This window comes from Nocardia sp. NPDC005998 (genome assembly GCF_040614395.1).
Classification (GTDB): domain Bacteria; phylum Actinomycetota; class Actinomycetes; order Mycobacteriales; family Mycobacteriaceae; genus Nocardia.
The window spans coordinates 195,695-222,148 of the sequence record NZ_JBEXUI010000010.1 but is presented as its reverse complement, the minus strand read 5'-3'; the positions used below and the strand labels follow the sequence as shown (position 1 = coordinate 222,148).

The window sequence follows — 26,454 nt, the reverse complement described above, 5'->3', positions numbered from 1 at the left end:
CGCCGATGCGGCGGCCCCCACTCGGCGTCGGAACTAGTCCAGGAACACCGGCAGTGTGCGGTGTCCGTTGGAGATGAAGCTGCCGATCGGAGCCAATTCCGACGGGTCGACGGCAAAGCGCAGATTCGGGAAGCGCTCGAAGATGGCCGGGAGCGCGATGGTCGCCTCGAGCCGGGCGAGCGGCGCGCCGATGCAGTGGTGGGCGCCGTGACCGAAGGACAGATGTTCCTTATTGGCCCGGTGCACATCGAATGCGGCGGCAGTGGCGCCGTGCAGGTTCGGGTCGCGGCCCGCGGCGGCGTAGGAGGCGAGGATGGCCTCGCCCTTGGGGATTCGGATATCGCCGATCTCGATATCGTCGACGGCATAGCGCAGCGGCAGATGCGCGACCGGCGCCTGGTAGCGCAGTGTCTCCTCGACCAGATCCGACCAGGGCACCCGGCCCTCGACCAGGTCCGCGCGCTGCTGCGGATGGGTGAGCAATGCGAAGATCGCCTGGTCGAGCAGGTTGACCGTGGTCTCGTGCCCGGCATTGATGACCAGCATCAGCGTATCGACGAGTTCCTTCTCGCTCAGCTGCGAACCGTCGTCCTCATCGCGGGTGGCGATCAGCACACTGGTCACATCGTCGCCAGGCGACTCGCGCCGGTAGGCCACGAGTTCGCTGACGAGACGGTACATCTCGAGGTAATTGGCCTGTGCTTCCTCGGGCCCGAACGAGGTGTCGAAGAACCCGTCGACGCATGTGCGCATGCCGGGGCCGAGATGTTCCGGCACGCCCATCATTTCGGTGATGATCTCGATCGGTACCGGATACGCGAATCCCTCGCGCAGGTCGGCGGTTTCGCCCTGTGGAGTGGCCGCGAGCGCGTTGAGCAGTCCCTCGACGATGGCCTCGATGCGCGGGCGCAGCGCGGTGGTGCGCCGGTGGGTGAACGCGGGCGAGACCAGCCTGCGCAGGCGGCGGTGGTCGGCACCGTAGGCGGTGAACATATTGTCCACCGCGACCCACGGGTGCAGCGGCCACTCCTGGGCGATCTCGCCGTTGATGAACGAAGTCCAGTGCTGCCGAGCATCTTTCGACACCCGGGGGTCGGCGAGCAGGCTCTTGAGCACGGCGGCATCGGTCACCGACCACGCGGGCACGCCGCCGGGCAAGGCGACCAGCGCGACCGGCCCACGCGCCCTGATCCGCTCGTTCTCGCCTTGGATATCGGCGCCGGTCAGGTCCAGGGCTATTGGTTCATGCTCCATCGTTATCTCCTTAGAACACTGGCAACAGAGGGGACTTCGGGAATTCGACCGGCAGCGCCGCCAAGGCCCGGTGGAACGGACCGGGCCGCCAGGTCAATTCGTCCGCTGGCACGGCCAGTTCCATTTCGGGGAGTGCGTCGAGCAGCTGATCGATGGCGTCCTGCACCACCAGGTAGGCAACGGATTTGGCGGGGCAGGCATGCGGTCCGGCGCCCCACGCCAGATGGGAGCGGTTGCCGGTGCGATCCCCGCCGCGGATCGCGGGATCGTTATTGCAGCCGGATAGGCTGACGACGACCGGCTGATGGGCGGGCAGCCAGGTGTTGTCGATGAGGATCGGCTGGCGCGGGTAGGTAATGCTGAAGTTCGCCATCGGCGGGTCGTTGAAAAGCACCTCGTCGAGCGCATCGCGGGTCGATAGGCTGCCGCCGAGCATATCGCCGCCGAACCGGTCGTCGGTGAGCATCAGCAGCAGGGTGTTGGTGATCAGGTTCTGCATGGGTTCGATACCGGCGCCGTAGAAACTGATCAGCTGGCATAGCATTTCGGTGTCGTCGAGCTTGGACGGGTGATGCGCCATCCGGGAGGTGACATCGTCACCGGGCTCGGCCCGCCGCAGCTGTACCAGCTCCATCAGCGCCGCGCTGAGCATCTCCATGCCGGCGGCGGCCTCGACGGTATCGAAGAGCATCGCCATACCGGTCGCGACCCGCTGCCCCAGTTCCGTCGAGCAGCCGACCATCTGATTGAGCACCTCGAATACGACCGGCAGCGCGTATTGGGTGACCAGGTCGGCCGTACCGGAGGCACAGAAGGAATTGATCACCGGCACCGCGATCTTCTCGACCGTGAAATGCAGTGCGTGCAGATCGATTCCGTCGATACTTCCGGTGTATGCCTGCCGATAACGGGCATGCGCCGCACCCGCATTGCGCAGTGCGTTCGGGTACCACATCATCATCGGCTTGACCGGCGAATCGTCGGGAATCGCCTGTTCCCAGTGCCGCGGATCGGCCGGAAAGTGCTCCGGATCGTTGAGAATTCGCAGCGCGGTCTGATATCCGACCACTAGGGTCGCGGACACCCCGGGCGCCAACTCCATCGGAACCAGCGAACCGTACTGAGTGCGCGCGTCCCGGTAGGCGCGATGCGGATCGGCGGCGAACTCCGGAGTATGCAACAACACTCGCGGTTCGCCGCCATCGGTGGGTGAACCCTGCTGGACGGGGCAGACCCCGATCGTCGTGGTGCGGGCAGACGGTGGCGTGGTCAAAGACGTGACTCCAGACGTTGAATCAGGAAGGGGGCCAGGATCGATGAAAGAACCGCGGCGATAACACAGCCTGCGGCCACAGCACTCAGTTCAGCCCTCCTTGCGACGCCGACCATAAGTGACCCCGGCCATGAGGTCCGCGTCGAGAACCGGAACCCTGGCCGGGCCACCGCAGGTCACTGGAGTCACCTCACGGCAGCTGCAGGACAGGCGATTTCGACACGTAATCACCGGATGCCCTACCAGCCGCCCAGAACTCGACGACTCGCCAACGTTAGCAGTATCAACTAAAAGTCTCTCTCGATCGGCCACCAACGCCCGCGGCATCCACCCGCACTGCCCGCAAACTTGCCGCAACCGGCAAATATGTTGAGCTGCTATTGATCACGGTGCTTGCAAGGGAGCGGGCTCCGGAGTCGGTCGGCACTCGGCAGCGCGGCTTCGCCTGTGGGGCGGCGAACCGCGGTTTCGATGAGTTCGGCGACTCGCGTCGTAGGAACGAGGATGCCGAGGGTTCGGCTGGTCCAGCGGAGGAAGGCTTCGACGTCCATAGCTGGGATGTCGCCGCACGGGGGATGTATACCGGGGTGTTGGGTTAGCTGCGCCAGCTGGCGTCGAGGGTGCCGATGTCCACCGCGTCGTAACCGAGGACGTCCAGCAGCCGGATGGCCTCGCCCCTGGCCTCGGCGTTGTCGGCGGCGATGGGAAGCCCGCTACGGTCCGATGCATCCGCGGGGTGGGCGAGGGAGCACAGTTGGTGTGGGGTGATGTTGTTGAGCGCCTTGACGACGTGGGAATCCGGGAGGTGGCGCTGGAGCAGGGCGCTCGAAGTCAATACGCCCGTGTCCAGTTCGGGCAGGTGGCCGTCTCGTTCGGGGTAGTAGTTCGCGGTGTCGAGCACCGTCTTTCCGGCCGGGGCTTCGGTGGGGGAGCTTTTGGTGGGCGGTCAGTGGGATGGACGCTACGACCAGATCTGCGGTGCGCGCCGCTTCGGCCGGTGTGGCTGCTCGGGCTGCGCCGCCCAGGTCGGCGACGAGGTCAGCGAGCATCTCGGGGTCTCGCGAATTGCTGAGAACCACCTTGAGCCCGGCCGAGATGGCCAGGCGGGCAATGGAAGAACCGATCATTCCGCTGCCGATGAGTCCGAGCGTGTGGACTGGGTGTCTCCGTTCCTTGGTGTAGGTGCCGCGACACAAGCCGTTGGCTCGCCTGACAGCCTGGAACCGCAGCAATCCGCTGACTATCCCCTGCGCTGCGCACTACGGCGCGATCACCCAATTCGGAGCGGCGGCAACGGTTTCGTGGTACCGCCACACTTGGACGCCAGAACGAAGAGTTGTCGAGTGGGCGACCGGACCGATTTGAGGCAGGTAGGTGCGGGTATTGCTAGCGACGAGGTGTCCGGTGGCAAGCATCCCGCTAAAGGGACGGCGCGGCAGTACTGCTGAATTCATAGAATGCGGTGCAATCGAAGCCCGGCGCGCGAAATGCCGATGACAAACATGCGCAATGCAGGAGGTCGTGTGCAATCCTGTAAGGATGGCGTCCCCATTGGCAGCACCGCTAGTCACAGCAATCAAGGTTCGCGATCTGTTCGGCAAGCGCTCGTATGACGTCGTGGTGCCGGAGATCGACAAGACACGGAGTCGATTACTCCTGCTTCATGGCAGCAATGGTTCGGGAAAGACCACACTATTACGTCTGCTATGGCATGCTCTTAGCGCTGCCGACAATAAGGGACATCGAACCTATTTGGCGAAGACGCCTTTTTCCGAGCTAACCATCGAGATGTCCGGTGACAGGAAACTCTATTTCAAAAAGTCGGACGGACTTGTCGGAAGCTATTCGGTCACATTAACTCAACCTGGGATCGATGACTGTGTTGCACATTACGAGTCTGATGAAAACTTGAGAGTGCGGCGGCACAACTTGGATACCTCTTGGATAGAGTTTGAAAGTGAAATGGTGAACTATGCCGCTACAAGGGCTCTTTTGGATCAGCGATCGTCTTTCGACAGACCTTTCACATCAAGGGCAGAAATAGAGATTTCGGGTTCGCCGCGAGAAGTTGAGAAGCGAATAGCGCGTGCACTGAAGTCCCGTCGCGCAAACGAGCAGTATTTGGAGTTCTTGAGTGAGGAAGTTCGCACTCCTCTATATCTGGCGGACGACCGCAGTTTGAATACTGACGATCCTGATACAGATCGCATGCGGAATTTGGTAAGCGGAGGGCGAGAACGGGATCGGCAAGAGCGTCTATCGGAGCTGGTATATCTGGAGCTGCGCGTAACCCTTGAGAGGGTAAACGAATACTTGCGAAGTATTACTATCGGTGGCCAGAACGAAGGATCTGCTAACAGTAACGTCATATACACTGACGTCCTCAAGCAATTAGTTATATCGAATACAAGTTCAGACGGCAAGCGGTCTAACATATCCGAGATGCATGCGCTACTGGATGAGATTGAGCGAATTTCTCCTCCATATGAAACTTATGGGCTCGTCCCTAAGTTTGATACGCAAGAATTCCGCCAACTTTTTCGAGCAGCAGAGGACAGGGGATTGGATGCTCTGGTAGAGAGAGTGGTTTCGCCGTTTCTAGTCAGTCAGCGTGCCCGCTATGCGGCACTAGAAAGCGCTTGCGATCTACTTGAGTCTCTCATACCGACATTGAATAGCTTTCTATCGGAGAAAGAAATTAGATTCACACCACGTAGCGGACTGGCAATCTATACTGCAGACGACGAGCCCCTTCAGGTTGATATGCTCTCCTCTGGAGAGAGGCAGCTGCTAACGTTGCTCTGTACCACCTTAACTGCGGTTGACAAGCGTCTATTCATCATTGATGAGCCGGAACTGAGCTTGGGGGTTAACTGGCAGCGCCAGATAATCGATGCCCTACTGTCAGTGACCGATAAGAGCAATTTGCAGTTCATTGTTGCAACTCATTCTATCGAGATTATCAGCGCGCGGCCCGAATCGCTGGTGCAGTTGAAGTCAATATGATGAATAGATCGACCGTCAGACGCAGCCTAAATGAGCTGCGCACATTGTATCTGTTGAATCCTCACTATAGGGACGTGATCGTAGAAGGGCGCGATGACGCGTCGTGGCTAAAATGGTATTTCGCCGAGCATGGGATAGATGCGAAAGCTTTTTCGGTCGACGATAGGGTCACAGTGCCCGGCGATCTTGTCTCGACAGTGCACACGGAGATTAATGCTCGCGGAAGGGTTATTGCGCTGGCAGTAGAGAGCGAGATGTGGGGCCTTCCCCAGCCTTCGCTAACCTGTATTATAGACTCCGATTTCGATATTTTTGAACCAAGTCAAACTGCCGTTTCGCTATTGAAGACAGATTATGCCGCAATGGAGGTTTACGCATTGACAGAGCGGCCATTATCAAAATTCTTGATCGCTTCCGCTAAAGCCGACATCCAAGCAAGTTCCCTAACTGCTCTACTTAAGCCAGCCTGGGCAATTCTATATGCCCTTAGATACGTCCTGCATCGTCACGGCGATGGAGCGAAGTTGGCAAAGAAATTTGCAGATAAATGCATAAATAATGCCGGGGACCTAGTGGTGAATGCTTCCGAATTGCTGCGCTCGTCGCAACCTTCCCCCAGCCGGGATGCCCTGTCGCAACTACTGGGTTTACATCAAGAGTATATGAGAGCTATCCCCGAGGCGTCTCTTCACGGTATAAGGGGTCACGATATAGCTCCCATCATCATTCGTTTTCTAAAATTGAAGAATGAATTAGCCGATCCTAAAGTCGTCGAACATCTCATGCGGCAATCGGTCGAGCTGATCGATCTCGATGATCAACCTATGTTTCAGCAGTTAAAGAGTCGAATTGCTAACTAGAGGAGAGACCTATTGTAAGGTGTGATTTTTACGTGTGAACTAGTTACGATCTTGGTGCGCCTGTTCTGGACAGATGGTCCGTTCGGATTCTATCCCTGGTCCTGTGCCGGGGTGCCCCCGGGAGCGAAGCAGGAGGGCAGGCGCACCGGGTGGCGCGCGCATGCGCGACGCTCTTGATCCTGTAGAAGGAAATTCGGCAAGTTCTCTTACTTGGGTTTCCTGCTTCTTTTTTTCCTTCTTATTTCTCTTCCGGGCCCCAAACTCTTCTCACTGTTCTACATGAATCCATCAAGTCTGCAGCACAACAGATTTCGCGGGATTGATCGGATTCCCCGCATATCACGCGATGCGCCCCGGCAAGGCACCTCCGAGCGCCAGGATTGGGGAAACCGAATCCGGCACGGCGCAGGACTGCCACATGCAAGAACCCCCGGTGTCTGAGGGGCTGATGGGACTGACACCGAGGGTTCTGCCGTTCCTCGCGTTCGCGGCGAGGGTGCGTGCGGGGAAGATCTCTTCAGATTGTTATCAGTGGCCGGCAGCCATGACCAGATCGCGGTAGGGCAGGCCGACGACGGGGTGATCGGCTATGCCGAGTTCGCTTTCGACCTCTTTGAGGTGGATGGTTGCGGCGTCAGTGTCTGCTGCGGTGACCTCGGTTTCGACGAAGGTTCCGGCGTGGGTGACGGCGTCGATGGCGACGATGATGTCGTCGTGTTCGGGGTGCTGGTAGATGGTGCGGGCCTTCTCGACTCGGACGAGTTCGACCATGCCGATTGCGGCAAGCAACTGGTTGGCGGCTGCGGCTTGGTCAGGGCCGCTGAGGGTCACGTTCGTTTCGCGTTTGGCGATCACGTCGGCGTCGCTGTGGGTGGTGACGTTGGACGGGGGTTTGTAGGTCATTTCGGCAAACCCGTCGCGGTTCCTAATACGGAGGCATTCAACGGTTTTCATGTAGTCGACATCGGGGCGGCTGTAGTAGGTGTCTACTTCGGTGAGGTGTCCGGCCTCGCGGTAGCCGAGTTCGATGAGCCGCTGTCGGAGGGTACTGGCGTCAGGGAGTTCGCGTTTACGCTCGACCTCGATCAAGTGCATGGGTGGATCATCCTCTCGTGTGGATGGCGGTGTGGACGCGGGCGAGGCTGGGTTTGGAGCAATGTTGGCGGATGGTTCCGAGCGCCTGCTGTAGAGCGTCGGAGTCGGTGACCGGGATGTTCTGGAACAGCACCATCTGCTTGGCGTCGCTGAGTGGGTTGGCGAGGTTCTTGCCGAGAAACCGGTTGTAGTAGTGGCGTTCTCGTACGAAGACATCGCTCGCTTGTACGGGCATGAGGACCGACGGCATACCCGTGTCGGTCTCGGCGGAGTGCACGGCGAACGCCGTCAGTAGCTCGTCGGCGGTGAAGTAGGCATAGGTTTCGCGGCCTTCGCGCTCGAGCCAGCTATCCCAGATCTGGCCGCAGTCGTTGTTGCCGCATTCGACGGCTGCGAGGAATAGGTTTAGAGCGACATCGGTGACGGCGTCGAAGATGTCGCCGTCGATCACGTGGTGGTCGCCGTAGGTTTCGCTGACCGCCTGGATATTGGCGCGGTCGTTGGTCGACATCCACGCGCTGTCGGTGAATGCGAAGTGCACGCGCTTGTGACCGGTGCGGAAATCGATCCAGTCCCCCGAGAGTTGGCCGTCGAGTATCGGCGTGAATCCCAGAATTCCCGAACGCCATACGTGGTCGCGCAGGGTGATGTAGTGGCGTTGCGCTTCGCGGAACAGTCCGATCGGGGCGTGGATGACGGCGCAGACGCGGGGGTCGAGTTCCGGGGCGGCGACGATGCGGGAGTTCTGGCGGACGATGACCTCGTCGTCGCGGTGGTGGTAGGGGTGGGTGCCGTGGTGTAGGTAGTGCGGCAAGAACAAGCGCAGGAATTGCAACCATGATGGGGCGTTGTACGACTGGACCGCGTGCTCGTGCAGTGATGGTGCGTCGACGGCGTACACGTCGCGGTAGACGAAGAACCCATAGGGTTTCAGCACACTCGGGAAGGTCCGGATCATCGTGTGCAATCCGCTGTAGGCACCGCCGTAGGAGTAGACCTCGTGCAGCAGAGCAGACGCGCTGATGACATCGACGGGTTCGCTGACCAGCGTCGCAATGTCCTGCGCCCAGCCGTGCACGAGTGCGCATGTGCCGAATGTATTGAAGCGGTCGATGGCCTGGGTGAGAGTGCGGGACGTCACCCCAGGTGCCTCGATGAGGGTGAGACGAACATTGCGGGGCGCGGCCTCCAGTTGGGATGCCAGGAATGCGACGGCTGCGCCGCCACCGGGGCCGATCTCGACGACGTGCGGGTCGGCATCGGCGACCCGAGCAAGGGCACGTTGAACGAGTAGCCCCTTCTCCTGGCCGTGGTCGTTAGCGGCCACGTCGAGGTAGGTCGATTCCGATTTCTGTTGGCGGGCAAAGGAATTTGATGTACCAATCATCGCGCACCACTGAGTTCTGGTCTGGGAGTGTGGCCGGTCGATACGGGAGTGGCTAGGGCATGAGGGCGAGGCTTTCGTAGGGCGATCGGGCAGTTCGGCAGTGCTTGCGGCTACGAGTGCGCTTGCGGCTACGAACGTCATTGGGTCTCCCGTGAGGTGTCCGGCTTCATCCGTCCGGCACCGATCAGCACTTGCCGAGCTGCTGCTTTGCGCGGGCACTGATCGGCGCGACACTGCCTGTGACGTTGCATGGTCTGGTGTGCTTCGGGAACGCTCAGCGGGTGCTCAGGAGCCTCGTGTGGCCACCCAGTAGGCCACAGCCTGGCATCGGGCTGCTCGGCACTGATCCGCTCGCGGCGGTGTTGGGTGCGCCACTTGGCCTGTACACGGTCGATGATCGCTTGCGGTGACATTTCGTCTACCTCAGCTTCTCGCCACCAGTTGAACCCCATCGTCATCCCCTGCCGTGGTCGAACACGTCAATCCCGACTTCCCGCACCTCATGGAGGAGTCCAGCGATGGTTAGGGATTCGATAACGTCGCCGATGTGCTCGTCACGGGCGGCCATCATCTGAGTCCAGGTGAACCGATGGCCCGTCGAACCGTCTGGATAGACGGGCGTCCAGGTGCCATCGTCGTAGCGCAACCATTGACACGGAAGCCTTGCAGACTGCTCGCTGGCATCCGGCATGGCCTCCAATGCGGAAACAAGCCGGGCCAACTCCGCCACCGTGGCGTCAGCGTCGCCCTTCGGTGCTTTGATCCTGCACCTGGGCTGTTCGGTTGTGATCTCGCTTTTCAACTCTGCTGCAACGCTTTCCAGCCCTTGGCGAACCTCGGAAAGGCTGATAAGGAGCGGCGTCACGTTCGCAGCGCATTTCTCGTCGTTCCGAGTCATGAGTGTTGCCTCCCTGGGATTTTCGGATCGCGCCCGACGCCGGGGGCTTACGCCACCCACCAGCGGCACTGCCGGTCGATGTGCCGAGATAGGAGTCGGCATCGGCCCGGCATCGGACGCAGGTTCAGTCTGTGACCGGATGCGCCTATGTCGGTATATGTTTGATGCGGACAGAAATCTGTCCGCATCCGAGGCTGCACCGAAATCGGTCCCAAAACGACCAGGTCACAGAGGATGAAGCGATGGCCCAACAACCGCGCGAGCTGGCCGCTACGGAGTCGGCACAGCAGTTCTTCGGCTCGGAACTGCGGCACTGGCGGCTGGTACGGAAGATGTCGCTGAACCAGCTCGGCGCTATCAGTCACGACAGTGGTTCGCTCATCGGCAAGGTGGAGAAGGCCCAACGGCGTCCAACACGAGATTTCGCACAGCGAATGGACGAAGCGCTGGAGACCGGCGGTGTTCTCGAACACATGTGGTTAGGCATGAATTCACAAGCGTTACAGGAGGATTCGATCATTCCGCTTGTAGCGGACGAGCCTAACGCACCATGGGTCGGCTGCGACGTGTTCGATCCTGTACGCGAATGGTTGGACGAGACCGTTCCGGTCTTCGCCACAGGCGAGAACCATCGGCGTGTTGGCACCGCCGATATCGAGGTCATGTGGTCGATGTGCGACGTGTTCTCGAATGCCGACCACCATCTCGGCGGGGGCTACGCACGCGCGACTCTTGCGCGGTTTCTCGATGACGTAGTCGGACCGGCGCTGCGTAGCTCTTACGACAGTCACACCTCATCCGAGCTGTTTGCAGTCGCGGCGCGACTGTACGACCTGAGCGGCTTTATGTGCTTCGATTCAGCTCGGCAAGGGTTGGGACAGAAGTACTTCCGGCAAGCCCTGCGGCTCGCGAAGGCAAGCGGCAATGCCGCGTTGGGGGCGCATATCCTCACGGACATGTCGATGCAGGCGCACTACCTGAGCCGTACGAAGGAGGCGCTGTGGTTCGGCGCGGCTGCGGTACGCGCGGCAGAGCGATCGGGTTCACCAAGTAGTACCGCTCGGTGCAATGCAGTGCTAGCGCGTGCGCACGCGTTGAATGGCGACGCGACTGCTGGCGCACAAGCGATGCTGGAGGCAGAGCGGCGGTTGAACCGTGCACGTCCGGATGACGAACCGGACTGGATTCGGTTCTTCACTGAGCGACAGCTGTCGGCCGAGTTCATGTATGTGGCGCACGATGGGCGACGTGCTGTGGATGTACAACAACGCGCACCGGTCGTTCTGGCGAACTCTAGAGGGATGGAGCGTCGGCAAGTGTTGGTAGCGGCGACGCTGGCGGCGTCGTACGTGCCCGAATCCAACGAGGCCACAACGAGCCAAAGCGTGGAGGTCGAGCAAGCGTGTCGGGTGCTCCTGGACACGATGCGTGTTGCTCGCGGTCTGACCAGCGCTCGCGGTATCGAGTCGATCAACATTGTTCGTCGTCGCCTGGCACCGTACGCTGATCTGGCTATCGTTCAGCAGGTCGAAAACGAGTTTCGATCCACAGTCGCACTAGTCGGGTAGGGCTGGCATGTCGATGGAGGAGTACGCGGCGCTATCCGCTGCGTGCCAAGTCTGCGGGCTCGATCCGACGGGGGCGGAACTGATCCACCATTCGAGCAACGCTGTCTATGTCATGCCATGTCACGGGGCCGTTGGACGGGTAAGCGCCAACGAGGCGGACCCTGACAGGCTGCGACGGATCTACGAAGTGACCGAATGGTTGACCGCACAGCATGAATTCGGCGCGACTGCTCCGCTCCCCGGCGTCGAACCGGTGCGGGTCAACGGGTACACGGTTGGATTCTGGCAGTACTACCGACAGGCGGCCGACAGCCCGGAGCTGACCTCGAGGGAGCTTGGCCGTCTTCTGCGTTCGCTGCATGACTTGCCCACGCCGACGATTGCACTTCAACAGTGGACACCGTTGGAATCGCTGCACGGAGCGCTACTCATGGGCAGTGCGGTGAGCGTCATCAGCGAGGACGAACGTGTATGGCTGCTGCGGCGAATTGACGAGGTTCGCAAGGAACTGTCCGAACTAGATTGGCCATTAGGTGTCGGACTGATCCATGGAGACGCCTGGGCGGGAAATCTTCTGTGGGACAACAGGATTAATCCAGCGCGACCGATCCTCGGAGATTGGGACTGGGTCAGCATCGGCCCACGAGAAGTGGACTTGATACCGACATGGCATGCCGCGGTGCGGTACGGACGTGACGGGACTTGGGTTCGGAATTTCATCGAGGAGTACGGCTACGACTTATCGGAGTGGTCTGGGTACCGGGTGCTGCTGGATATGCGTGACCTTGTTCAGGTCACTGGCCCACTCCGACGAGCGACGACTTCAGTTGAGCATGCCCACCGGTTGCGGCAACGAATCGATGACATCCGTGCAGGCAACCGGCAATCGTCGTGGAGCCATTACGTTCCGGGCGGACTTTAGGTTTGGCTTTCCTATAGAGGTGCCCGAACGCGGACACTCCGCACTCACGGCGCACATAGACCATATGCGGGAGCTGAGTGCGGACTTCACACGGATGTGGGCGCAACACCCGGTGGAGCAGGTCCGCGACTGTGCTATGCCACCCGCTGGTGGGCGAACTGACCCTGCACGGCGAGGGCATCGCACTCCCCGACGCTCCATCATGCTGTGGAATCGACCTGTTCGCGGCAGAGCCGGGGTCGGCATCGGAGCAGGCACTATGGAGACTGCGGACCGAACATTGTTAACCGAATCCGAACACCTCGAACCTTGATTATCGAGCGATCTGTAACACAAGATCGGTAATAGCTCGATCGAAAGTTGAACGCAGTTGAGGCTCCGTCCGCACAGGGCGGGCGCCGGGGTCCGGTTGGGGATAGCCAACCCCCTCGGAGCACCATGCCGACATCGGGGTCGGTATGGGATGCGCGTGAGAACTGAATGCTGCGATTGCGGGAGTGTGGTGTCCGCACCCGGTGGTCTGCGGCCAGGAAGAGCTCGAGCGAGGAACGATGCAGGACCGATTTGCACAGGCAGCCACTGACCGCACAGCGAGTACAGATCACCGAGTAGGAGGTGCGGAGCCCACTACACGGGTGCGTCCTGTCCAGGTGAAGTTCCGTCCACCGGTGACGTGGACCGAGCGAGTCGTTGCCGCCGCATACGCGGATGTGCTCGGGCTGCCCGCCGATCACATCGGGCTGAACGACGACTTCTTCGCCCTCGGCGGCAACTCACTGAGCGCGGCGCGGGTGGTCCGGCTGCTCGGCGAGGCGCTGGACGCCGATGTCGCGGTACCGGCGATTCTCGCCGATCCGACCGTTGCCGGGCTGGCCGAGCGCATTGCGGGCAGCACCGCGGGTTCGCCGTAACCGAGCGTCGCGATAGGCACGGCAATGTCTGCTCGCCGCCAGCCACGATCAGCTGATCACGCCCGAGGTGCTCCATGTTGGCGGAGCAGGTGGTGAGCCCTAGCCGCGGCAGTACCGCGCGCTGAATCGGTGCAGGATCTCGCCTGGGACGGTGACCGATTCCTGATGACCGAGCGCGATCAGGTCCTCGGCCTCATGCGGTTCGAAATAGCCCGCATGCCGGTAGATTTCGATGCGCAGCGCGAGTCCGTCACCGTCCAGCTCGGGATGGAATTGGGTGGCGTACACATGCTGGCCGACGCGGATCATCTGCACCGGGCAATCGGCGGATCCGGCCAGCAGCACCGCACCGGGTGGGACGTCCTGGCAGGCTTCCTTATGCCCGACGAACGCCCGGAACGACTGCCCGACACCCTGTAGCAGCGGGTCGACGCGGCCCTGCGCGGTCACTTCGATGGTCTGCGCCCCGACCGGCTCGCCGTATCGCTGCTCGCTCACCCGGCCGCCGAGCACATCCGCCAGGATGCCCAATCCATAGCAGGCGCCCAGATACGGGAAATCGCGACCGACGATCTCGGTCATCAGTTTCTTCAGCCTGGGCTCGAATTTCCGCTGGTACCCGTATTTCTCGGCATCTGGGCTACTGACATTGCTCGGCCCGCCGCCGACGATGACCGCCGAGAAATCGTCCAGCTCGATATCGGGCATATCCTGATCCATCAGCACCCGCACCGTGTCACCCACATCGAGGTCGGCGGCGCGCAGCATGGCGTGGTATTCATCGTCCGCGGCGGCTCGCTCGGGTCGTAGCTGCAGGACTAGACACGGCTTGGTCATGTATCAGATTGTGGAAGATCGGGTGTCAGTTTTCATCCAACACCGCCTGTAAGAATTCACGGGTTCGGTCCTGCTCGGGATCGGTGAAGATCTTCTCCGGCTCGCCGTCCTCGAGTACCCGACCGGCGTCGAACATCATGACGCGATCGGAAACCCTACGAGCGAAACGCATTTCGTGGGTGACGCAGAGGAATGTGATCTCGGTATCGGCCGCGATATCCGCCAGCAGGTGCAGTACTCCGGTCACCAGCTCCGGATCGAGCGCCGAGGTCACCTCGTCGAGCAGGAGCACCTCCGGTTCCATGGCCAGTGCCCGCGCAATGGCGACTCGCTGCTGCTGGCCGCCCGATAGGTGGGCGGGGCGGGCATCGATTTTGTCGGTGAGCCCGACCAGTTCGAGTAGCTTCCGCGCCCGCTCCTCGGCGGCATCCTTCGATTCGCCGAGACCGCGGATCGGCCCCTCGGTGATATTGCGCAGGACGGTCATATTCGGGAAGAGATTGAACTGCTGGAATACCATGCCGATCTTGCGCCGCATCCGGCGTAGGTGCGCCGTACCGGCGGGCACCAGTTTGCCGCCGCGCTGCTGGTGGCTCAGGAACTCTCCGCCGACCTCGATGGTCCCGGCGTCTATTCGTTCGAGCACCATCAGCAGGCGCAGAATTGTGGTTTTGCCCGAGCCGGACGGTCCGATCAAGGTGACGAATTCGCCTGGCGCAATGGAGAAATCGAGTCCGTCCAGGCACACCGTCGCGCCATAGCGCTTTTCCACACCGGTGAACCGGATCATCGGTTCAGACACGTCGTTCCAACTTTCGTACCAGGATCGAGCACGGATAGCTCAGTGCGAGAAAGGTCAGACCGGCCGCGAACCACGCCTCGGGCCCGGCGCCACCGGTATCGGCGGCATACTCGGTTTTGACCTGATAGACCATGTCGAGGATGACGATCGAGGACAGCAGCGGCACCTCTTTGAACATGGCGATCGTGTAATTGCCGAGCGCGGGCAGCACCCGCGGCACCGCCTGCGGGAGGATCACATCGATCCAGGTGCGGGTGCGCGGCAGATTCAAGGCCGTGGCCGCCTCCCATTGCGCTGCGGGCACTGCGTCGATGCCAGCGCGGAATACCTCCGAGGTGTAGCAGGCATAGTGCACGCCGAGCGCGGTCACACCGACCAGCAGACGCTGGGTGTCGACGGACAGTCCACCGAGCAGATCCGGCCGCACCACCCAGTAGAGCACGAAGATCTGCACCAAAAGCGGTGTGCTGCGGATGAATTCGATGAACGCCCACAACAGCTGATCGACCACTGGAATCCGCAGCCGCCGCAGCACCGCGAAAATCAGACCGAGCACATATGCGACCACCGATCCGAGCAGGGTGTACTCGATGGTGACGAGCAGCCCGTCCCAGATGAAGGGAAAGGCATCGAAAAAGCGGTCCCACCGCCATTTCTCCATCAGACCCCCACCCGCGTCGAAAGTCCGATGCTCGACCGCTTCGGCCGCCGCCCGACCCGCCGCGCCGCCAGTCGCTCCAGCACCCGCATGATCACCGTGACAACCACCGCGATGAACAGATACACCACCAACTGGATCGCGTAGATGACACCGAGCTCGCGGGAGAACGCGGGCACCGCACGCAGTTCATCGGCCTTTTTGAACACCTCGGGCACCGCGATGAAGCTCAGCAGCGCAGTCGCTTTCACCAACTGGATGAACAGATTATTGAACGACGGCAACATCTCCACTACCGCCTGCGGCAGGATCACCCGCCACATGCGTTGCGCCGGTGACAGATTCAGCGCAATCGCGGCCTCGACCTGTGACTTGGGCACGGATCCGATAGCGCCCCGCACGATTTCGGCGCCGTAGGCGCCGTGGTTGAGACCGAGCACGATTATGCCGATGACCAGCAGCCCCTTCGCCGTTGCGCCCAGCGATACCCCGAAGAAGATCGGTATCGCCACCGCGAAGAAGAACAGCTGCACCACTTCCGAGCTGCCCCGGAATCCCTCGACATAAATGCGCGTGACGAACCGCACGGGCAGTGACGGCGACAGCATCGCGATACCGGCGGCGAAGGACAGCACGAGGGTCAGCGCGATACCGCCGACCGCCGCCCACAGCGTGAAAGGAAGACCCTGGAGTACCCGCTCGAGGTAGGTCGAGAAATGCGACGACACGAGGTCAAGCCGTGCAGTACTGTTCGGCGGTCGCGGCCGGGTCCGCCTCGTTCGCCTTGGTCAGACCGAACGGCTCGACCAGCTTCAGCCATTCGCCGCTTTCGTGCAGTGCGCGCAGTTCGCGGTTGAAGTCCTCGCGGAATTTATCGTCGCCGATACGGAAGTTGAAGGTGCCCACATCCGGACGGCTGCCGAATCGGAAGGACGGGCCGACCTGCAGTCCGGCGTCCGGATTGTTCTTCACCAGCCAGGAGGCGGTGACGTCGAGCATCGCCGCGCCGTACACATCCTTATTGCGCACCGCACGCAGGATGTCGTCCTGTTTGGCCATCGGCTCGACGAGTTGCGTTGGCACGCCCGAGGTTTGGGCATAACCGTTCTCGACGGCACCACCGAGGGTGGCGATCCGGACGTTCTCCCGCGTGATGTCCTCGAAGCGGCTGATATTGCGCGGATTGCCCGCCGGCACCAGGAATGCCGAACCCACCTGATAGTCGGGCGTGGCGAACGCCGAGCTCTGGCACCGCTTCGGATTGATGAACATCCCGGCTGCGACGAATGCGTAGTTCTTCGCCCGGACGCCGTCGATCAGTCCATCGAAATCGGTGACCACACCCTCGATTTCATTGATACCGAGCTTCTGCAATACCGCGCGGGCGACGGTCGGCGCATATCCGGTCAGCTGACCGTCCGCGCCGAGGAAGGCCCACGGCGCCTCATTGGCGAAGCCGACCTTGATCTTGCCGGACGATTTCGCGTCCTCATAGGTCACCGCCGCCGCATCGTCGCCGCCCAGACCACAGCCCGCTACCACCACCAGGCTGGCCGCGGCCACCGCTGCCGCCATGGCGCGACGCAACCGACCGCGCGCACCCCCGAATTCGATCCTCATGACCCGTCCTTCCGCAGACACGCGAGTCGATCCATGGTTGCGAATGAACTTTGCGATCGTCCGGTCGACTTCTTTGCGGTCACATGACGAATCTGGTGAAGTTCTACTTGATTCAGGCCGGTTATTTCCGAAAACTATTGCCGTACACCAGGACAGAACCATACAGATCTAGGGTTCCGCCAGCACCGAACCGGTCTTCACCAATTCCGCCGCACGGCGCGCGATCAAACTGCCGAACTCGTTGGTCGTCGCGGTGCCCCCGAGATCCGGTGTGCGAATGCTACCTTCGCGCAACACATCACAGACCGCGCGATCCACCGCGGCGGCGGCGCTGTGCTCACCCAAATGCTCCAGCAGCATTGCCCCGGCAAGGATCTGCGCAACCGGATTCGCGATGCCCTGCCCGGCAATATCGGGCGCGCTGCCGTGCACCGCCTCGAACATCGACGGCGCCGTCCGCTCGGGATTGATATTGCCCGATGGCGCGAGGCCGAGCCCACCGGTCACGGCGGCGGCGAGATCGGACAGGATATCGCCGAACAGATTCGACCCGACGATCACATCGAGCCGATCCGGATGCAGCACGATTTCGGCGGCCAGCGCGTCGACATGCATCTGCCTGGTCACCACCTGCGGAAACTCGGCGGCGATTCGCTCGAATATGCTGTCCCAGTATGGCATCGAATGCAGTAGACCATTCGATTTGGTGGCCGAGCACAATTGGCCGTCGCGCTCGGCGGCGCGTTCGAAGGCGTAGCGAATGATCCGTTCACAGCCGACCCGCGTGAAAATGGCTTCCTGCCTTACGAATTCGTCCCGGCGACCCGGATGGTGCATGCCCCCGATCGCGGAGTATTCGCCCTCGGAGTTCTCGCGCACGATCAGAATGTCCAGATCCTCCGGGCTGCGGCCGCGCAAGGCCGATTCGGTGCCGGGCAGCAGCCGCACCGGACGCAGGTTGACGTACTGGCCGAACGCTCGACGCAGCGGAATGAGCAACCCCCACAGCGAAATATGGTCGGGCACACCGGGAAAGCCGACCGCACCGAGCAGAATCGCGTCGAATCCGGCCAGTTGCTCGGGCGCATCCGCGGGCATCATCGTTCCGGTGCGCAGGTAGTTCGCACAGGACCAGTCGAATTCGGTCCATTCGATACCCGGCAGCACCGCGTCGAGCACCCCGACGGCCTCGGCGGTGACATCGACGCCGATGCCGTCACCGGGAATGGTCGCGATGCGATAGCGCCCACCGTCGTCCCGCAGCGATCCCGCCGTCACAACCGCACTCCGATGTACTTGGTCTCCAGGAATTCATCGATTCCGATCAGTCCGCCCTCCCGGCCCAACCCCGATTCCTTCACACCGCCGAATGGCGCTGCGGGATTCGATACGACCCCCTGATTCAGCCCGACCATGCCGGTTTCCAGCGCCTCGCACACCCGCAGTCCGCGCCGCAGATTCTCGGTGAAGACATAGCCCACCAATCCATACGGTGTGTTGTTGGCCCGCGCGATGACCTCGGCCTCGGTATCGAAGGTGCCGATCGCCGCTACCGGTCCGAAGATTTCGGTCCGGCACATCTCGGCGTCATCCGGCACACCGGTCAATACCGTCGCGGGATAGAAGTTCCCCGGCCCGTCCGGCGGCGCACCGCCGATGCGCACCGTGGCGCCGCGGCGGACGGCATCGGCGACCAAACGCACCACCTTCGCCACCGCGTCGGCATCGATCAGCGGACCGACGACGACTCCCGACTCGGTTCCCCGCCCCATCGGCAGCGCCGCCACCCGGTCGGTGAGCCGGGCGGCGAATTCGTCAGCGATGCTGCGCTGCACGAAGATTCGATTCGCCGCGGTGCACGCCTGCCCGATATTGCGCATCTTCGCGGCGAGCGCGCCCGCGACGGCCTCGTCGAGATCCGCGTCGTCGAACACGATGAACGGCGCATTGCCACCGAGTTCCATCGACGTGCGCATGACCGTCCGCGCGCAGTGTTCGAGCAGCAGCTTGCCGACGGCGGTGGAACCGGTGAACGACAGCTTGCGCGAACGGCTGTCCAGAATCAGCGGTGTCATCACCGCCCCCGGGTCGGCGGTGGTGATCACATTGACGACACCGGCGGGCACACCGGCCTGGTCCAGGATGTCGGCCAGCGCCAGCATCGAAAGTGGCGTCTGCTCAGCGGGTTTCACCACACAGGTGCATCCGGCGGCCAGTGCGGGACCGATCTTGCGGGTGCCCATGGCCAGCGGGAAGTTCCACGGCGTGATGAGCAGGCTGGGACCGACCGGCTGTCTGGTCACCAGGAAGCGCGAATCGCCCGCCGGGGCGGGCATATACCCGCCGTCGAGGCGTACCGCCTCCTCGGCGAACCAGCGGAAAAACTCTGCCGCATAGGCGATCTCACCGCGCGCCTCGGCCAATGGCTTACCCATTTCCAGCGTCATGATCAGCGCGAGGCGTTCGGTATCGGCGAGCAGCGCCCGGTGCGCGCGCATGAGGATGTCGCTGCGCTGCCTCGGCGACGTCCGCGCCCAGTCCGCCTGCGCCCGATCGGCCGCGGCCAGGGCGTCCATCCCGGCATCCGGATCGGCATCGGCCACCGCACAGAGCAACTGCCCAGTCGCCGGATCGGTCACCGGCAGCGTGCCCGACGCGGCGCGCCACCGTCCATCGATGAACAGACCCGTCGGCACCGTATCGATCGCGGCGCGTTCGGCCGCGGTCAGGGTGGTCTGGATGAGCATGGCGCGGGCTCCTTTTCCGTCATGACGCAGCCTCTGGCCATTGCTGCGACCCCCGCGCTCATGTTATGCATATTGTCAACAATCCGACAATAGACATCAGCGGATGCACGCCCCGGGAGGCGGATCACCATGACCGAGCTATCCCCCGTTCTCAAGCAGGCCACCCCGGTAGTCGTCGACCACGGATCGGGCTGCTATCTCTACGGCACCGACGGCCGCCGCTATCTCGACTTCACCGCGGGTATCGGCGTGACCAGCACCGGACACTGCCACCCCCATGTGGTCGCGGCGGCCCAGGCACAGGTGGCCAGCCTGATCCACGGCCAATACACCACCGTCATGCACCGTCCGCTGCTCGAACTCACCGAGCGGCTGGCGACCGTACTGCCGGAGGGCCTGGATACGCTGTTCTTCGCCAACTCGGGCAGCGAGGCGGTCGAGGCCGCGCTGCGCCTGGTCCGTCAGGCGACCGGACGACCGAATCTCATTGTCTTCCACGGCGGATTCCACGGGCGCACCGTCGCGGCCGCGACCATGACGACCTCGGGCACCCGCTTCTCCGCCGGATTCAGTCCGCTCATGTCCGGTGTGCACGTCGCACCGTTCCCGACCGCGTTCCGCTACGGCTGGACCGAGGCCGAGGCCACCGCCTTCGCGCTGCGCGAACTGGACTACCTCTTCGCCACCGTCACCTCCCCCGCCGATACCGCCGCGTTCGTGGTCGAGCCGATGCTCGGCGAGGGCGGATACGTCCCGGGCAACAGCACGTTCTTCCGCGGACTGCGCGAGCGCGCGGACCGGCACGGCATCCTGCTCGTCTTCGACGAGATCCAGACCGGTTTCGGCCGGACCGGAAAGTTCTTCGGACATCAGCACTTCGGCGTCCGCCCCGATGTCATCACCATTGCGAAGGGCCTGGCCAGCGGATTCCCGCTATCCGGCATCGCGGCGTCACGGGAGCTGATGAGCAAGGCGTGGCCGGGATCCCAGGGCGGAACCTACGGCGGCAATGCGGTGTCCTGTGCGGCGGCGATCGCCACACTCGAGGTGATCGAATCGGAGCATTTGGTGGACAACGCCGCCGCACGCGGTGCGCAGCTGCTGGCCGGAATGCGCGCCAGCGCCACCAAGGCGATCGGCGATGTACGCGGCCTCGGACTGCTCTGCGCCGCCGAATTCACCACCGCGACAGGCGAACCCGATGCCGCGACGGCCGCAGCGGCGCAGCGGCTCGCGGTCGACAAGGGCCTGCTGCTGCTTACCTGCGGTGCGCATATGAATGTGGTGCGAATGATTCCGCCGCTGATCGTGACCGATACTCAGATCGACGATGCGCTCGCGATCTGGTCCACCGTTCTCGCCGAACTCCCCGGATGACCAGGAGACCACACCGATGCCCCGCTACATCACCATCACACTGACCAAGGCGGGCGTGAGCTGCCGCGCCCGACTGCTCGACGCCGAGGCGCCACAGACCTGCGCCGCGGTCTGGGATGCCCTGCCGCGGGAGGGCGACGCGTTCCACGCCAAGTACGCCCGCAATGAGGTGTACACGCTGGTGCCACGGATCGCCGCGGCACCACATCGGGAAAACCCCACCGTCACACCCATTCCGGGCGATGTCTGCCTATTCGATTTCGAACCGTGGGAGATCGGCAACCCGGCCTACGGCTACGAGCCGGGCACGACGGCGCACCACGAGCAGGGCGCCACCGATCTCGCGCTGTTCTACGGCCGCAACAATCTGCTCATCAATGGCGACCTCGGCTGGGTGCCCGGAAATGTCTTCGCCACCATCGAGACGGGGCTGACCGATATCGCGGACGCCTGCAACGCCCTCTGGCTGCACGGCGTCCAAGGCGAAACCCTGGCATTCGCCCGCGCCTGACGGCTACGACCCCAGGACGTACTCGGCGTACCGGGCGACAGCCAGGACCAGATCGTCGGAATGGCGCGGGCCGACGATCTGCAGTCCGACCGGCAGCCCCGCGGCGGTGGTGCCCGCAGGAATGCTGATCGCGGGTTGCTGGGTCATATTGAACGGATAGGTGAACGGCGTCCACTGCGGCCAACTGTCCAGGCCGCTGCCCGGCGGGACGTCGTGGCCCGCCTCGAATGCGGTGATCGGCATCGTCGGCGTGATCAGCACATCGTAGGTGCTGTGGAACGCGCCCATGGCGATGCCGAGTCGGGCGGCGACATCGCGGGCATCGAGATAGTCGACGGCACTGATGGATTCGCCGCGCTCCCAGACCGCGCGCAGCCCCTGGTCCACCTGTTCGCGCGCACCGTCCGGGAACTTGGCCAGCATGGTGGCCGCACCGGCGGCCCATAGCACCTCGAACGCCTCGCGCGGATCCGCGAAGTCCGGATCCGTCTCGACGACCCGTAGCTCGGCTTCGGCCAATCGCCGCACCGCCGCATCCACCACCGCGGCGACCTCCGGATCGACCTGGGCATAACCAAGGGTCGGCGAATAGGCGACGGTGAGCCCGCGCACCTCGCGCGACATCTGGCCGCGGAAGGTAGTCACCGTGGGCGGCAGCGCGGTCGGATCGCGCGGATCGGGCAGCGACAGAATGTCCATCAGCAGTGCCGCATCCTCGACCGTCCTGGTCATCGGCCCCGCATGCGCGAGCAGACCGAACGGACTCGCCGGGTACAGCGGCACCCGGCCGTGCGTCGGCTTGAAGCCGACAATGCCGCAGAACGCGGCCGGAATGCGAATGCTGCCGCCGCCATCGGTGCCAACCGAAACCGGCCCCAGGCCCGCCGCCACCGCGGCCGCACTGCCACCCGAGGAGCCACCCGAGGTAGTCGCCGGATCGGCGGGGTTGCGGGTGATACCGGTCAGCGGGCTGTCGGTGACCGCCTTCCAGGCGATTTCGGGCGTTGTCGTCTTTCCGAGGAAGACCATGCCGTCCTCGCGCAGCCGGGCCACGACCGGGCTGTCCACCTGCCATGGCCCCCGCGGATCGACCGAGGTGCTGCCGCGTCGGGTGGGCCAGCCCTCGGTCAGGAAGATGTCCTTGATCGAGATCGGCACACCGTCGAGCAGCCCGCGGGCGTAGCCCGAATTCCAGCGCGCCTGTGAATCTTTGGCCTGTACCAGTGCACGATCGGGATCGACCAGGCAGAAGGCATTCAGCTCGCCGTCACGCGCCGCGATCGCGTCGAGGACCGCCTCGGTCGCCTCGACCGGCGAGAGGGTGCCGGCCGCGTAGGCCGAGACCAACTCGACGGCGGTCATCTCGGCCGGTCGGGTGCTGCTGTTGATACGGGGGGAACTCATGGCATTGGCTCCTTCAGCCGGGCACGTACCCCAGCGCTTTATCGACCACGTTGTCCAACGGCCGACCGGCGATCCAATTGTCGAAGTTGGCGGTGAATGCGGTGACCACCTCGGTTCGCCAGCCGCTGAAATCACCCGAATTATGCGGAGTGATAAGCACATTCGGCAGATCCCAGAGCGGATGCCGCGCCGGTAGCGGCTCCGGATCCACCACGTCGAGTGCCGCCCCGGCGATCGATCCGGAACTGAGCGCGGCGACGAGGTCGTCGGTCACAACGAGTTCCCCACGGCCGACATTGACAAACCTGGCATGCGGTTTCATCGCCGCGAATGCCTTGGCGTCGAACATTTCCCGGGTCCGCGGCGTCAACGGTGCGACCGCGACGACGTAGTCGGCAATGGGAAGTTCCGCGTGCAGGTCGGTGCTCACCGCCCCGAAATCCGGGTCGGTGGTCCGCGCACGCCGACCCACCGCCCGCACATGCATACCGGCGGCACGCAGCAATCGCGCGATGGATCGGCCGATCGAACCGGTGCCGACGATCAAGACGGTGGCACCTGCGATGCGTTCGGATTCGCGATGCCGCCATTGCTGCCGTTGCTGCAGCCGCAGCGATCCGGACAGATCCTTGGCGAAACCGAGGATCTGCCCCAGCACGTATTCCGCTATGGCAGTGTCGAATACGCCGCGGGTATTGGTGACCACGACCGCGCTTTCCCGCAGTTCGGGGAACATCACCGGATCCACCCCGGTCGAACCCATGTGTAGCCAGCGCAGCCGGTCGGCCGCATGCCAGGCGCCGGGAACCGCGCGAGTCAGGAAGTCGTAGACGAATAGCACCTCGGCGCCGCGCAGCGCGTCGGCGAGTCCGGATGCCTGCGTGTAGCGCACTTCGGCTCGTTCGGCCACGGTGGCCATGAGGTCCGCGTCGGGCACACTGTCACTGTGCAGGACGGTGACAATCGGGCCCTGTTCCACATTGACACACTAAAATCGCATCGTATGATTGTCAACAATCCGATCGTTCTCGGAGGTCTAACGGCTGAGCGCGAGAGGGGCCGCATTGGAACTCGGCTTTCCCGATATCGAAGGGCCCGTAGCACAACGGGGTATCGGGATCATCGCACCGTTCGACCTCGCACTCGAACGTGAGCTCTGGCGCTGGGCTCCGTTGGACGTCAGCCTGCATCTGGCCCGCACCCCCTATGAACCCGTCCCGGTTTCGCTGGCGATGGCCGAACTGGTCTCCAACCCGGTGCATCTGACGGCCGCGACCCGCGACGTACTGCACGTGGAGCCGGAAGTTGTTGCCTACCTGTGCACTTCGGGCAGTTTCATCAGAGGTCTTGCCTACGAGAAGTCATTGCGCGACACCATCTGTCGCGCCGGAGCACAGGAGGCCGTCACTACCTCCGGCGCGCTCGTCGAGGCGATTCGGCATCTGGATATCAGCAGGGTTTCGGTGCTCACCCCCTACGACGAAATCCTCACCGGCAAACTGCACGACTTCCTCGCCGAGGCAGGCTGCACGGTCATCCGGTCCGACCACCTCGGATTGGGCGGCGGCATCTGGAAGGTGAACTACCGCACCATCGCCGAACGCATTGTCGGCGCGGACGATCCGCGCGCCCAGGCCATCTTCGTCAGCTGCACCAACCTGCCGACCTACGACGTCATCGAGCCGCTCGAACAGGCACTCGGCAAACCCGTACTCACCGCCAATCAGCTCACCATGTGGGCCTGCCTGGGCCGGATGAAACTGCCGATGATGGGTCCGGGAAAGTGGCTACTCAACGTTTTCTGAACGGAAGAACAGGCATGCAGGCACCCACCGTCGGCTTCATCTATCCCGACCACGCGGCCGAGGACGACTACCCGCTGGCCGCCGCGGTCCTCGGCGCGCGACTGCCGGTGGCCCATATCTACGGCACCGATCTGCACGCCATTGCGGAACTGCTCGATCTGGGCAGCCCAGACAAGCTGCGCCACGGGGCCGAATTGCTCGCGCCCGAGCGGCCCGCGGCGGTCGTGTGGGCCTGCACCTCGGGCAGCTTCGTGTACGGGCCGCAGGGCGCACGCGATCAGGTGCGGGCGCTGGCCGCAGCAGCGGGGGTACCGGCATCAAGCACCAGCCTCGCCTTCGTCGGGGCCGCGCGGGCGCTCGGCGTGCGGCGCGTCGCGGTCGCCGCGAGCTATCCGGACGATGTCGCGCGACTGTTCGTCGACTTCCTGGCCGACGCCGGAATCGAGGTGGTCGCCCAGTCGAGCGCAGGAATCGACACCGCCGCCGAGGTCGGCACACTGACCACCGCGCAGGTGCGCGAACTGACGCTCGCCAACGATCACCCGGACGCACAGGCCCTGCTGATTCCCGACACCGCCATGCACACCATCGCGGTACTCCCGGAGCTCGAGGCCGCGCTCGGCAAGACCGTGTTGACCGCCAATCAGGTCACCATCTGGGAGGGTCTGCGACTCATCGGCGAAGTGCCGACAGCTGCGGCGCTCGGCTCCCTCTTCTCGGAAAGGCACACCTATGTCGGTCGTTGATTTCGAGCCGGTGAACCGGCAGTCGACGGCGGAAATGATCGCCGACCGGCTGCGCGAGGCGATCATGCGCGGCAATCTCGCGCCCGGTGCGCAACTCGGGGAAGCCGATCTCGCAACGCGATTCGGGGTATCGCGCGGTCCGGTGCGCGAGGCCATGCAGCGACTGCTCACCGAGGGCCTGCTCTACAGCATCCGCAACCGCGGCATCTTCGTCATCGAACTCACCATCGACGACGTCGTCGATATCTACCGAGCCAGAACCGCCATCGAAGGCGGCGCGCTCGCACTGATCCTCGACGGCCGCCGCGATATCGCCCACACCGCCCTCGAACCCAGCGTGACCATCATGCGCGCATGCGCCGAAACCGGCGACGCCGCAGGAGTTTCCGACGCCGACCAAGCCTTCCACGAAGCCCTTGTCGAGAGCGCGGGCAGTCCACGCCTCGTCCGCGCCGCCCGCACCCTGCTCATCGAGACCCACATGTGCCTGGGCGCCTTGCAGACAACCTATCCAGACCTGCGCGAGCAGGCCCAAGAGCACGTCGAATTGCGCGACGCGATCGGCTCCGGCCCGGTACGCCGAGCGCGAACCCTACTGGTCGAGCATATGGACGACGCGGTCCAGCGCCTGCGCGGCCAGATCGCGACAAGAATGTAATGTAGCCGATCCCGTTGCGTCACTGAGTGTTTCGCGGACGGCTTCATCCGGGTGGCGAACAATCAAGCCATCCAGTGCGAATCGCGCTCGCGGGCTACGTAATCCGCCGAAGACA

General features: G+C 63.1%; 26 protein-coding genes and 1 pseudogene. 11 read left to right on the top strand and 16 right to left on the bottom strand.

Features of this window, described 5'->3' with window-relative positions:
• Positions 1 to 33: 33 nt before the first annotated feature.
• The 4 genes and pseudogenes from ABZ293_RS17065 to ABZ293_RS17050 all read right to left on the bottom strand — a co-directional run.
• Complete coding sequence (locus ABZ293_RS17065; RefSeq protein ID WP_355181542.1) at positions 34 to 1,254, bottom strand: cytochrome P450; 1,221 nt, start codon at positions 1,252 to 1,254, stop codon at positions 34 to 36.
• A 10-nt stretch (positions 1,255 to 1,264) separates the two neighbouring features.
• Complete coding sequence (locus ABZ293_RS17060) at positions 1,265 to 2,527, bottom strand: cytochrome P450 (protein WP_355181540.1); 1,263 nt, start codon at positions 2,525 to 2,527, stop codon at positions 1,265 to 1,267.
• Between the two features lie 595 nt (positions 2,528 to 3,122).
• Positions 3,123 to 3,428: a hypothetical protein gene (locus ABZ293_RS17055; protein ID WP_355181573.1), complete on the bottom strand. Its 306-nt coding sequence runs from the start codon at positions 3,426 to 3,428 to the stop codon at positions 3,123 to 3,125.
• 79 nt (positions 3,429 to 3,507) lie between these two features.
• Positions 3,508 to 3,654 (bottom strand): annotated as a pseudogene (locus ABZ293_RS17050) (NAD(P)-binding domain-containing protein); the annotation flags it as partial.
• A 412-nt stretch (positions 3,655 to 4,066) separates the two neighbouring features.
• Between ABZ293_RS17050 and ABZ293_RS17045 the strand changes: the two are divergent.
• Both ABZ293_RS17045 and ABZ293_RS17040 read left to right on the top strand, forming a co-directional pair.
• A complete protein-coding gene (locus ABZ293_RS17045; RefSeq protein WP_355181539.1) occupies positions 4,067 to 5,533 on the top strand; it encodes an AAA family ATPase in 1,467 nt (488 codons plus the stop codon).
• A 74-nt stretch (positions 5,534 to 5,607) separates the two neighbouring features.
• Positions 5,608 to 6,393, top strand: coding sequence for a hypothetical protein (locus ABZ293_RS17040; protein ID WP_355181537.1), 786 nt, complete (start codon positions 5,608 to 5,610; stop codon positions 6,391 to 6,393).
• A gap of 528 nt (positions 6,394 to 6,921) precedes the next feature.
• Here ABZ293_RS17040 and cyaB read toward each other — a convergent pair.
• The 3 genes from cyaB to ABZ293_RS17025 form a co-directional block, all read right to left on the bottom strand.
• On the bottom strand, positions 6,922 to 7,488 hold the full coding sequence (cyaB, locus tag ABZ293_RS17035; RefSeq protein ID WP_355181535.1) for a class IV adenylate cyclase: 567 nt from the start codon (positions 7,486 to 7,488) through the stop codon (positions 6,922 to 6,924).
• Between the two features lie 7 nt (positions 7,489 to 7,495).
• Complete coding sequence (locus ABZ293_RS17030; RefSeq protein ID WP_355181533.1) at positions 7,496 to 8,875, bottom strand: hypothetical protein; 1,380 nt, start codon at positions 8,873 to 8,875, stop codon at positions 7,496 to 7,498.
• A 454-nt stretch (positions 8,876 to 9,329) separates the two neighbouring features.
• A complete protein-coding gene (locus ABZ293_RS17025) occupies positions 9,330 to 9,773 on the bottom strand; it encodes a hypothetical protein (RefSeq protein ID WP_355181531.1) in 444 nt (147 codons plus the stop codon).
• Between the two features lie 242 nt (positions 9,774 to 10,015).
• On the opposite strand from ABZ293_RS17025, the gene ABZ293_RS17020 reads away from it, so the two are divergent.
• From ABZ293_RS17020 to ABZ293_RS17005, 4 genes are all read left to right on the top strand, one after another.
• Positions 10,016 to 11,341 carry a helix-turn-helix transcriptional regulator gene (locus ABZ293_RS17020; protein WP_355181529.1) on the top strand — a complete coding sequence of 442 codons (1,326 nt, stop codon included), beginning with the start codon at positions 10,016 to 10,018 and terminating at the stop codon, positions 11,339 to 11,341.
• Positions 11,342 to 11,348: 7 nt separating this feature from the next.
• Complete coding sequence (locus tag ABZ293_RS17015) at positions 11,349 to 12,263, top strand: aminoglycoside phosphotransferase family protein (protein ID WP_355181527.1); 915 nt, start codon at positions 11,349 to 11,351, stop codon at positions 12,261 to 12,263.
• 77 nt (positions 12,264 to 12,340) lie between these two features.
• A complete protein-coding gene (locus ABZ293_RS17010; protein ID WP_355181525.1) occupies positions 12,341 to 12,550 on the top strand; it encodes a hypothetical protein in 210 nt (69 codons plus the stop codon).
• 381 nt (positions 12,551 to 12,931) lie between these two features.
• On the top strand, positions 12,932 to 13,174 hold the full coding sequence (locus ABZ293_RS17005; protein ID WP_355181523.1) for a phosphopantetheine-binding protein: 243 nt from the start codon (positions 12,932 to 12,934) through the stop codon (positions 13,172 to 13,174).
• A gap of 99 nt (positions 13,175 to 13,273) precedes the next feature.
• On the opposite strand, the gene ABZ293_RS17000 is transcribed toward ABZ293_RS17005, so the two are convergent.
• From ABZ293_RS17000 to ABZ293_RS16970, 7 genes are all read right to left on the bottom strand, one after another.
• Positions 13,274 to 14,011 (bottom strand): glutamine amidotransferase, encoded by a 738-nt coding sequence (locus ABZ293_RS17000; RefSeq protein ID WP_355181521.1) that lies wholly within the window; start codon positions 14,009 to 14,011, stop codon positions 13,274 to 13,276.
• A 25-nt stretch (positions 14,012 to 14,036) separates the two neighbouring features.
• Complete coding sequence (gene ehuA / locus ABZ293_RS16995) at positions 14,037 to 14,801, bottom strand: ectoine/hydroxyectoine ABC transporter ATP-binding protein EhuA (RefSeq protein WP_355181571.1); 765 nt, start codon at positions 14,799 to 14,801, stop codon at positions 14,037 to 14,039.
• Between the two features lie 4 nt (positions 14,802 to 14,805).
• The gene (ehuD, locus tag ABZ293_RS16990) at positions 14,806 to 15,474 is read right to left on the bottom strand and encodes an ectoine/hydroxyectoine ABC transporter permease subunit EhuD (protein WP_354953726.1); all 669 of its coding nucleotides are present in this window, start codon (positions 15,472 to 15,474) and stop codon (positions 14,806 to 14,808) included.
• Positions 15,474 to 16,199: an amino acid ABC transporter permease gene (locus ABZ293_RS16985; RefSeq protein ID WP_355181519.1), complete on the bottom strand. Its 726-nt coding sequence runs from the start codon at positions 16,197 to 16,199 to the stop codon at positions 15,474 to 15,476. Before ABZ293_RS16985 ends, ehuD begins: the two co-directional genes overlap by 1 nt.
• Positions 16,200 to 16,203: 4 nt before the next feature.
• Positions 16,204 to 17,091, bottom strand: a complete 888-nt coding sequence (ehuB, locus tag ABZ293_RS16980; RefSeq protein ID WP_355181517.1) for an ectoine/hydroxyectoine ABC transporter substrate-binding protein EhuB — start codon at positions 17,089 to 17,091, stop codon at positions 16,204 to 16,206.
• A gap of 168 nt (positions 17,092 to 17,259) precedes the next feature.
• A complete protein-coding gene (locus tag ABZ293_RS16975) occupies positions 17,260 to 18,369 on the bottom strand; it encodes a tartrate dehydrogenase (protein ID WP_355181515.1) in 1,110 nt (369 codons plus the stop codon).
• Positions 18,366 to 19,838 carry an NAD-dependent succinate-semialdehyde dehydrogenase gene (locus tag ABZ293_RS16970; protein WP_355181513.1) on the bottom strand — a complete coding sequence of 491 codons (1,473 nt, stop codon included), beginning with the start codon at positions 19,836 to 19,838 and terminating at the stop codon, positions 18,366 to 18,368. The genes ABZ293_RS16975 and ABZ293_RS16970 overlap by 4 nt, the downstream gene beginning before the upstream one ends.
• A gap of 129 nt (positions 19,839 to 19,967) precedes the next feature.
• On the opposite strand from ABZ293_RS16970, the gene ABZ293_RS16965 reads away from it, so the two are divergent.
• A complete protein-coding gene (locus ABZ293_RS16965) occupies positions 19,968 to 21,215 on the top strand; it encodes an aminotransferase class III-fold pyridoxal phosphate-dependent enzyme (protein WP_355181511.1) in 1,248 nt (415 codons plus the stop codon).
• A 16-nt stretch (positions 21,216 to 21,231) separates the two neighbouring features.
• A complete protein-coding gene (locus ABZ293_RS16960; RefSeq protein WP_355181509.1) occupies positions 21,232 to 21,726 on the top strand; it encodes a DUF3830 family protein in 495 nt (164 codons plus the stop codon).
• Positions 21,727 to 21,729: 3 nt separating this feature from the next.
• On the opposite strand, the gene ABZ293_RS16955 is transcribed toward ABZ293_RS16960, so the two are convergent.
• Together ABZ293_RS16955 and ABZ293_RS16950 are read right to left on the bottom strand one after the other, a co-directional pair.
• Positions 21,730 to 23,115, bottom strand: a complete 1,386-nt coding sequence (locus ABZ293_RS16955) for an amidase (protein WP_355181569.1) — start codon at positions 23,113 to 23,115, stop codon at positions 21,730 to 21,732.
• Between the two features lie 28 nt (positions 23,116 to 23,143).
• Entirely contained in the window at positions 23,144 to 24,109 is a 966-nt protein-coding gene (locus ABZ293_RS16950; protein ID WP_355181507.1) for a D-2-hydroxyacid dehydrogenase, read from the bottom strand.
• Positions 24,110 to 24,194: 85 nt separating this feature from the next.
• On the opposite strand from ABZ293_RS16950, the gene ABZ293_RS16945 reads away from it, so the two are divergent.
• The 3 genes from ABZ293_RS16945 to ABZ293_RS16935 are packed head-to-tail and all read left to right on the top strand — an operon-like array spanning position 24,195 to position 26,339.
• The gene (locus ABZ293_RS16945) at positions 24,195 to 24,935 is read left to right on the top strand and encodes an Asp/Glu/hydantoin racemase (protein ID WP_354953770.1); all 741 of its coding nucleotides are present in this window, start codon (positions 24,195 to 24,197) and stop codon (positions 24,933 to 24,935) included.
• 14 nt (positions 24,936 to 24,949) lie between these two features.
• Positions 24,950 to 25,681: a maleate cis-trans isomerase gene (locus tag ABZ293_RS16940; protein WP_355181505.1), complete on the top strand. Its 732-nt coding sequence runs from the start codon at positions 24,950 to 24,952 to the stop codon at positions 25,679 to 25,681.
• Positions 25,668 to 26,339 (top strand): GntR family transcriptional regulator, encoded by a 672-nt coding sequence (locus ABZ293_RS16935; RefSeq protein ID WP_355181503.1) that lies wholly within the window; start codon positions 25,668 to 25,670, stop codon positions 26,337 to 26,339. The genes ABZ293_RS16940 and ABZ293_RS16935 overlap by 14 nt, the downstream gene beginning before the upstream one ends.
• Positions 26,340 to 26,454: the final 115 nt, after the last annotated feature.

Coding starts and splice junctions, on each gene's coding strand:
- ehuB (WP_355181517.1), bottom strand. CDS start 17,091: ATGAGGATCGAATTCGGGGGTGCGCGCGGTCGGTTGCGTCGCGCCATG.
- ABZ293_RS17025 (WP_355181531.1), bottom strand. CDS start 9,773: ATGACTCGGAACGACGAGAAATGCGCTGCGAACGTGACGCCGCTCCTT.
- ABZ293_RS17065 (WP_355181542.1), bottom strand. CDS start 1,254: ATGGAGCATGAACCAATAGCCCTGGACCTGACCGGCGCCGATATCCAA.
- ehuA (WP_355181571.1), bottom strand. CDS start 14,801: ATGATCCGGTTCACCGGTGTGGAAAAGCGCTATGGCGCGACGGTGTGC.
- ABZ293_RS16960 (WP_355181509.1), top strand. CDS start 21,232: ATGCCCCGCTACATCACCATCACACTGACCAAGGCGGGCGTGAGCTGC.
- ABZ293_RS17000 (WP_355181521.1), bottom strand. CDS start 14,011: ATGACCAAGCCGTGTCTAGTCCTGCAGCTACGACCCGAGCGAGCCGCC.
- ABZ293_RS17045 (WP_355181539.1), top strand. CDS start 4,067: ATGGCGTCCCCATTGGCAGCACCGCTAGTCACAGCAATCAAGGTTCGC.
- ehuD (WP_354953726.1), bottom strand. CDS start 15,474: ATGGAGAAATGGCGGTGGGACCGCTTTTTCGATGCCTTTCCCTTCATC.
- ABZ293_RS16965 (WP_355181511.1), top strand. CDS start 19,968: ATGACCGAGCTATCCCCCGTTCTCAAGCAGGCCACCCCGGTAGTCGTC.
- ABZ293_RS17030 (WP_355181533.1), bottom strand. CDS start 8,875: ATGATTGGTACATCAAATTCCTTTGCCCGCCAACAGAAATCGGAATCG.
- cyaB (WP_355181535.1), bottom strand. CDS start 7,488: ATGCACTTGATCGAGGTCGAGCGTAAACGCGAACTCCCTGACGCCAGT.
- ABZ293_RS16940 (WP_355181505.1), top strand. CDS start 24,950: ATGCAGGCACCCACCGTCGGCTTCATCTATCCCGACCACGCGGCCGAG.
- ABZ293_RS17015 (WP_355181527.1), top strand. CDS start 11,349: ATGTCGATGGAGGAGTACGCGGCGCTATCCGCTGCGTGCCAAGTCTGC.
- ABZ293_RS16935 (WP_355181503.1), top strand. CDS start 25,668: ATGTCGGTCGTTGATTTCGAGCCGGTGAACCGGCAGTCGACGGCGGAA.
- ABZ293_RS17020 (WP_355181529.1), top strand. CDS start 10,016: ATGGCCCAACAACCGCGCGAGCTGGCCGCTACGGAGTCGGCACAGCAG.
- ABZ293_RS16970 (WP_355181513.1), bottom strand. CDS start 19,838: ATGCTCATCCAGACCACCCTGACCGCGGCCGAACGCGCCGCGATCGAT.